This window comes from Tenacibaculum finnmarkense genomovar ulcerans, assembly GCF_900239495.1.
Taxonomy (GTDB): domain Bacteria; phylum Bacteroidota; class Bacteroidia; order Flavobacteriales; family Flavobacteriaceae; genus Polaribacter; species Polaribacter ulcerans.
In genome coordinates, this window is record NZ_OENE01000048.1 from 217,731 (window position 1) to 224,026 (window position 6,296).

The 6,296-nt window shown below is 31.3% G+C and carries 10 protein-coding genes; 5 read left to right on the top strand and 5 right to left on the bottom strand.

Going from position 1 to position 6,296, the window contains the following annotated elements; translation table 11 throughout:
- The first annotated feature begins 83 nt into the window (after positions 1-83).
- From DPIF8902391_RS11370 to DPIF8902391_RS11390, 5 genes are all read left to right on the top strand, one after another.
- Positions 84-899 carry a M15 family metallopeptidase gene (locus tag DPIF8902391_RS11370; protein WP_172505895.1) on the top strand — a complete coding sequence of 272 codons (816 nt, stop codon included), beginning with the start codon at positions 84-86 and terminating at the stop codon, positions 897-899.
- A gap of 14 nt (positions 900-913) precedes the next feature.
- Positions 914-1,225 carry a DUF4298 domain-containing protein gene (locus DPIF8902391_RS11375; protein ID WP_058885258.1) on the top strand — a complete coding sequence of 104 codons (312 nt, stop codon included), beginning with the start codon at positions 914-916 and terminating at the stop codon, positions 1,223-1,225.
- A gap of 114 nt (positions 1,226-1,339) precedes the next feature.
- Entirely contained in the window at positions 1,340-1,972 is a 633-nt protein-coding gene (locus DPIF8902391_RS11380) for a cupin domain-containing protein (RefSeq protein ID WP_058885259.1), read from the top strand.
- A gap of 3 nt (positions 1,973-1,975) precedes the next feature.
- Positions 1,976-2,365, top strand: a complete 390-nt coding sequence (locus tag DPIF8902391_RS11385; RefSeq protein ID WP_058885260.1) for a hypothetical protein — start codon at positions 1,976-1,978, stop codon at positions 2,363-2,365.
- Positions 2,343-2,786, top strand: coding sequence for a hypothetical protein (locus DPIF8902391_RS11390; RefSeq protein WP_172505896.1), 444 nt, complete (start codon positions 2,343-2,345; stop codon positions 2,784-2,786). The genes DPIF8902391_RS11385 and DPIF8902391_RS11390 overlap by 23 nt, the downstream gene beginning before the upstream one ends.
- 47 nt (positions 2,787-2,833) lie before the next feature.
- On the opposite strand, the gene DPIF8902391_RS11395 is transcribed toward DPIF8902391_RS11390, so the two are convergent.
- The 5 genes from DPIF8902391_RS11395 to DPIF8902391_RS11415 all read right to left on the bottom strand — a co-directional run bounded on the left by DPIF8902391_RS11395 (position 2,834) and on the right by DPIF8902391_RS11415 (position 6,191).
- Positions 2,834-3,481 carry a formyltransferase family protein gene (locus DPIF8902391_RS11395; protein WP_172505897.1) on the bottom strand — a complete coding sequence of 216 codons (648 nt, stop codon included), beginning with the start codon at positions 3,479-3,481 and terminating at the stop codon, positions 2,834-2,836.
- The gene (locus tag DPIF8902391_RS11400; protein WP_216833243.1) at positions 3,465-3,989 is read right to left on the bottom strand and encodes a GNAT family N-acetyltransferase; all 525 of its coding nucleotides are present in this window, start codon (positions 3,987-3,989) and stop codon (positions 3,465-3,467) included. Before DPIF8902391_RS11400 ends, DPIF8902391_RS11395 begins: the two co-directional genes overlap by 17 nt.
- Positions 3,905-4,600, bottom strand: coding sequence for a hypothetical protein (locus DPIF8902391_RS11405; protein WP_198912851.1), 696 nt, complete (start codon positions 4,598-4,600; stop codon positions 3,905-3,907). The genes DPIF8902391_RS11400 and DPIF8902391_RS11405 overlap by 85 nt, the downstream gene beginning before the upstream one ends.
- Positions 4,601-4,929: 329 nt before the next feature.
- Positions 4,930-5,424, bottom strand: a complete 495-nt coding sequence (locus tag DPIF8902391_RS11410; protein WP_172505898.1) for a hypothetical protein — start codon at positions 5,422-5,424, stop codon at positions 4,930-4,932.
- A 2-nt stretch (positions 5,425-5,426) separates the two neighbouring features.
- Positions 5,427-6,191: a hypothetical protein gene (locus DPIF8902391_RS11415; RefSeq protein WP_172505899.1), complete on the bottom strand. Its 765-nt coding sequence runs from the start codon at positions 6,189-6,191 to the stop codon at positions 5,427-5,429.
- Positions 6,192-6,296 lie beyond the last annotated feature (105 nt).

Genomic DNA, 6,296 nt, shown 5'->3' on the forward strand with positions numbered 1-6,296 from the left:
TTTTTATTAATTATATATTTAACAGCTCAACGAACCGTTCAATTCATCAAAAAACAATTTTACGAGAACAAGAAACATCTAAAATGAAAAAAATCTTTATACTTTTTATACTTATTCACAGCTATGCTTGTAAAAATGATAAACAAAAAAACAGCAATATTACAAGTGGTATTGCTATTACAACAAGCATAAAAGAAGAAATAGCAACAAAAATAATACAAAAAGCAACAGAAAAAACGACCATAAAAGAAAAAGAATACAACTACAGCACTGATTTTATAGTAGGTAAATTTAATTACAAAAAAGATAGTTCTTTTACTAAAGTTCGTAAAAAACACGCTTCTAAAACACTTTATATTAATAAGGAAGTATATGCAGCATTTATAAAAATGTATGCGCATGCTAAAAAAGAGAACATTGATTTAAAAATAATTTCTGGTACTCGAAGCTTTTATGAACAAAAAGGAATTTGGGAACGAAAATGGAAGAAATATAATGCTTTAAAAGAAATTGACAGAGCGCTTAAAATCCTAGAATATAGCGCAATGCCTTCAACATCGCGTCATCATTGGGGTACTGATATTGATTTAAATAACCTGAATAATTCTTATTTTGATACAGGAAAAGGAAAAAAAGAACACGATTGGCTGCTTAAAAACGCGCCACTTTACGGTTTTTACCAAGTATATACCTCAAAAGATATGGGGCGAAAAGGGTATCATATGGAAAAATGGCATTGGTCTTATCTTCCACTTAGTAAAAAATATTTGAGTTTTTATATTAAAAATATTCAAGCAAAAGATATTTCGGGCTTTAAAGGTGCACATTTAGCATCGCAATTAAATATAATAGAACTTTATGTAAACGGCATTAATAAAACACTAAAAATCAAACAATAAAAAAAGTTTATAAAATGAATAATGATGCTATAAAAAAGGAATTCAAAGAAATGGATTCCTTACTTTTTGAGGTAGAAAAAGAATTTATCCAAATTAAAAAACACCATAAAAAGCTTAAAAAATTGATACAAAAAACAAAAATATTAGAAGAGTTTTACTTTTCTGAAAAATGGATGAAAAATAGAGATTTACTTACAGAATCATCTAAAAATAGCCCAGAACCAAACTCTTTTTATTCAGCTAGTGAGGATGCTATTTGGAATTTGTCACAAAGTTTACATATTGAAAAAATAAAAATTCTTAAAACAATTACCAAAACGCTTTAATTCTGCAAAAAATTAAACAAGCTCTTAGTAATGTCGTTTTATATTTCTTAAATTTGGTGAAAAATTGAAAGGAAACACCTCTATTATCCTATATAATTTGACTAAAACAAACCAATGACAAACGAAACATTTGGAGCTTATTACTATGAAACTAAATCACCTACAGTATTTAAAAGTGATTCTAATCAACTTTACTTTTTTCAATCTTTTATAGGAAATCATACTATTGATGTAGAACTTGGAGACTGCATATATTATTTTGATGATGATTTAAAATTTGCTAAAGTTAAAAAAGGTCCTTGCAAAATTAAATCTATTCATTTAGCAACTATAATACGTGGTTATATGCCTCCTGAAGCATCTATATCAATGGAAGGAGTTACTACTTTACCATACGTAAATGGCTGTTCTACAAAACAATTATTTCCTCCGATAAGATTAGGAGATCCTACATTACAATACTTAAAAATGCCAGCTTTTAGTAAAGAGCAAGAGCATCATATTCATTCAACTGTTAGAGTTGTTTTAATTATTGAAGGATATGGAAAAAGTATTGTCGGTATTGAAAATAAAAATATAATTACGGAGTTAAAACCTGGTTCTGTTTGTGTTCTTGAACCAATGTGCCCACATCATTTTGAAACAGACACAGAAAAACCTTTAATTGCAATTCCTTTACATATTTTTTCTTCTGTTGGAGCAATAGAAAAAAACCACCCTATGTTTAATGGTACTATTATGATTTAAAAAATGAGCAACGAAAATATTGATAAAATTATTAATGCATTTCTTAAAGATTTTAATGAAATGTGTAAAACTAAAAAAAGAGATTTCTTGATTAGAGAAAAAATAGTTAATTATGAATCGGGTACTTACTCTAAAAAACAGGTAAAATATAATGTAACTTATAAAGTAAGCCGTAAGAAAAATATATGGGTTATAGAAGCTATAAATGGATTTTGGTTTTTTAAAAAGAAATTTTTACTGCTTCAAATTACTACAAAAGGTGAAAAATTAAATTTCTCAGGACTTTATACACATTCTTTTAAAGATTTTGAAAAATCATTATTAGAAGATAAGCTAAAAATATATTTGAATACTTGTAAAAAAATACGTCATGATGCCTTTGTCAAATCTTAATAGTATTTACTATTTATCTAAAAAACAATTATTCAATAGTAAAGAAATTAAGAAAAAAGCAAATCCTATTTACTTGCAGAGTTGTCTATTTTTTGGTGCTACTTTAATTGACCGTACAAAAAATTTAGATTCTGGAATTGATTTTACCATTTTAGATAAAATACCTCAAACATCAAATACATCAAAAACATTTTCAGAAATATGTAGTGAAAGAGCTCGTGAAATAATTAATGCGACTGATGGAGGAATTAAAGTATTATGGTCTGGTGGAATTGATTCTACCGTAGCATTAATATCGTTAATAAATGAATTAAAATCTATTGATAAAATTAACCGATTATCTATTTATAATCGGCAAAACGAAAAGTACCAAAAAAGAAAACAAAAAGTACATTTTTTCACCAATTTAATACACCTTTAAATAGTGATTAAAAGGTATTTAATCACTATTTAAAAATGTTAATTACGCTACTCAATCATTAATAAATCAGGTTTATAAATATCAGTTACTACCATAGATGGCTCAAAAGTCGATAAACTTTCATCCTGAGCATTTTTTATTATAACCCCACTAGATATATCATCCAAAGCTTTACTCATAAGATTTAAACCCATTGGTTGCAGTTTATCTCTCCATAATCTACTGGAAGCTACTTTTAATTTTAAACTAAAATATTTAGGGTGTAATATTGTAAAATCTTGGTAGGCAATATCACCTCTATCAATTCCAGAATTTAACCAAAATACTGTTCCTCCAGTAACAGACTCCCGCATCTTAATTGCCCACTGTACAGCACTTTTACCTCTATGTAATGGTAATAAACTTGGATGATAGCCTATCCAGCCTAATTTAGCCTTGTAACGAGTTCTTTTACCCACGTAGTCAAATGAATGAGCGGTAATCCCTAAGTCTACACCGTTAGGAAAAGTATCTCCATTTAGCATTCCCGCAGGAATTATCGGAATTTCATTTTTAGCCGCTAAGGGCCTTATATACTTATCGTCTAAAGGGCAACAAACACCCACAACGTTAAATCCTTTTTTTAAGCATATGCTTAAAATCATTTCGGCAAAATACTTTTGACCGCTTATAAATACGTTAAAACGTTTCTCCATTTCCTAAAAATTTAAATCCTTGAATTGCTCTAAAATGACCACCATAGCCACCACCTTTAAATGATCCTTTTTTAGCAGTTTTTGCTATGCTTTCAATAGAGCTTTTTTTATTAGCACCATAAAGTTTGGCACTAGTTTGTTCCCATTTAGCTGAGGAACGCAAATAATTTGCAAGTTGCGGATGGCTCGTGTGAAAAAATGTATGAAAATTTTTATTTCTACGCCCATAGCCATCTAAATGGTATTGCATTATTTGGTTTAAAAAGGCAGTTCCAACTCCTGCTCCTTGCCACTCGGGCATCACAACAAGCCTTGACGCTCTGTAAGCATTCGCCTGAAACATAGGCATTACAGCCACGTGGCAAACAAGCTCGCCGTTTACTGTTCCAACAAAATACTCCGCACATGGTGGGTGTTTTAAGTCTAAATAATAATGCTCTTTAAAATACTTCCAGTAAGTTCCGTTTGTCTTGAAAATATCAAGTTTGATTTTTGGTCGTTCGGAAATAGATTTTTTTTTTTAAGCTCTTGCGTTGTTGTGTTATAAACCCAGTCAGGTTGTAGCCATTCAATTATATCATAATGTGGGCTTAATAAAACTATTTTTTTCCCTTTATTACGCCTCCAACCTTTAGCAAAAGCTAATGCGCCAATCTTAGCTATTTGCCTATCTACAACGCTTGTAAATTCATCTACAACAACTTCATCTGGAGCATCAATAATTAACCTTGCCATTCCTGCTCTAAATTGTTGCCCGTTAGAAAGTACGTTAAATGGTTTTAGCCAACTCGGAACATCTCCAAGACCAACACTAGCTAATGCTGCGGTTACTTCTTCAAAACTTCCGTCTGGAGCAATACAATCTATAATTGGTTTACTATTATCCCAATCGGCATAAGGATTGTAAATCTTATTTTCCTTAAAAAATGATTTCCCAAGTGAGGTTTTCCCTGTTCCACTTGCGCCAATAATAAGACCAATTTGCCAATCATCATTATCAATTGGTATTTCTGCGGTGTGTTTCCATGTGTCCGCCTTATCAACGTTAAATAAACTTTTTACTCTTAAAGCTCTGTAGCTTTCAAAATCTTTTGTTTTGTGATTTACTTCTATTTTCATAATTATACGTTTACTAATCTTATTTTTAATCCTAGTTTTTTCATCTTGCTAAATAGTTCTTTTTGTTCCATTTCTGATTCTACAAGTAGAATAACTCCAAATTGTGGCTTGTAGTTAAATTTATTTTTAATCATATATAACACTTACTTTAATTAATATTCTTACTTTTGTACCTCTCACAGTAATATTTTAAACAAGCAAAGCCCAATTAGAAGACTTATGTCCTCCAACTGGGCTTTGATGCTAAATTAAATTACTGTGAGAAGTATTTATTTTGTTGGGGGACTTTTTATATCCCCATTTTGTTTCTTTTTCTTTTGATGATTTTATTATTGTTTTAGGACGTAAGTCGCTGACGGGTCTTTGATCCAAGACCAATCGTCAGGCTGTGGCGTTACTCCGTTTAAAATATCTAATTGATTTTGGTTTACGTGAATTTTTGTTAGGTTGGAGTTATATTTGCAATTTATTTGCAATAATCTGTTGTTTTTTGACACGTCTAATATGTTTAAAAAGTTATCGGTACAGCTTAGATAAACTAGACTGGGGTTATTGGTTAAATCTAATGTAGTTAAACCGTTTCCTAAACAATATAAACCGTTCAACCCCTTGCTAGATTCAATAATGATTTTTTTACGCCCCGCGCTACTACTTAAATTAATCTCAGGCATATTTCTCTCGTAAGTATTACCTAAAGCATGCCATTTAATCGCGCCTACACTTCCTGCATGCCTAACCTTCCAATCACTTTCCGTACTCGTGGTAACCATTGTTATTGTCTGTATCGGAGGACTTCCATACCTCCTTGAACTACTCATTCCCATAATTACGCACGTATTAATTGACCGCAAACGAAATACTCATTTGCTCCTGTTTTGGTTATTTCAATCATTGAATTTTGCCCGTCAAATTCGAGCGTATCATTTATATTTTTTAATTCATTTGCGCTTCCTGATGTAGCTACTTTGCACGTTCCTGTTCCTTTATATAAATATTTAGCTGTGTCGCCAATTCGTGGGAATGATGCGGTGTTTAGAATAATCTGTGCATTTGCGTTTGATAGTGGTACGACATTACCAACATCCGAAGATTTTGCCGTGTAGCTTGTTATTGTTGATATTGGTGCAACGGTTTGTTTTGGCAGGTTGCCCGAGTGGTAAACTTCTTTGTCGCCGACTTTAAAGCCACCTAAACTTGACGTTACGCCATAAAAATCAACATCTTTATCGTTTTTGATTCGAACAGCTAAACCACCTCTGATATAATCATAAATAAACATACCTAGATTGTCTGCGGCAAAGCCAAACTTACTTCCTCCCGTTTTTTCGATGAAAAGCCTTGAGTTTTCAATTGTGACATCTCCTTTAACTTTACCTCCAGATAATTTTAAAAATGTATTGAAAATACCAATATTCGCCTGGGCAATATTTTTTTGATTTTGCGTTAAATTTTGAGAAACAACATAGCTGACTTTATTAGCAATAGAGGCAATTAAAGCATTATCTGCCGTGGTCATTTCCGCTAATAACTCCTGTATTGAATTAATTTCAACGTCAGGGTTATTAAGTAGCATTTGAACAACCTCGTTCATTGATGTTAAAATAGCATTATCAACATCTACCTTACTATAAGTTGTTGCTGAATTGGCGTAAAAAGCAGGTAATTCACCATTAAGTGTAGCGGCATCTACATTTAA

What these genes read in the sequence shown, in the direction of transcription:
- DPIF8902391_RS11385 (WP_058885260.1), top strand. Translation starts at nt 1,976, where the DNA reads ATGAGCAACGAAAATATTGATAAAATTATTAATGCATTTCTTAAAGAT.
- DPIF8902391_RS11390 (WP_172505896.1), top strand. Translation starts at nt 2,343, where the DNA reads ATGATGCCTTTGTCAAATCTTAATAGTATTTACTATTTATCTAAAAAA.
- DPIF8902391_RS11380 (WP_058885259.1), top strand. Translation starts at nt 1,340, where the DNA reads ATGACAAACGAAACATTTGGAGCTTATTACTATGAAACTAAATCACCT.
- DPIF8902391_RS11395 (WP_172505897.1), bottom strand. Translation starts at nt 3,481, where the DNA reads ATGGAGAAACGTTTTAACGTATTTATAAGCGGTCAAAAGTATTTTGCC.
- DPIF8902391_RS11375 (WP_058885258.1), top strand. Translation starts at nt 914, where the DNA reads ATGAATAATGATGCTATAAAAAAGGAATTCAAAGAAATGGATTCCTTA.
- DPIF8902391_RS11370 (WP_172505895.1), top strand. Translation starts at nt 84, where the DNA reads ATGAAAAAAATCTTTATACTTTTTATACTTATTCACAGCTATGCTTGT.
- DPIF8902391_RS11415 (WP_172505899.1), bottom strand. Translation starts at nt 6,191, where the DNA reads ATGAACGAGGTTGTTCAAATGCTACTTAATAACCCTGACGTTGAAATT.
- DPIF8902391_RS11405 (WP_198912851.1), bottom strand. Translation starts at nt 4,600, where the DNA reads ATGAAAATAGAAGTAAATCACAAAACAAAAGATTTTGAAAGCTACAGA.
- DPIF8902391_RS11410 (WP_172505898.1), bottom strand. Translation starts at nt 5,424, where the DNA reads ATGGGAATGAGTAGTTCAAGGAGGTATGGAAGTCCTCCGATACAGACA.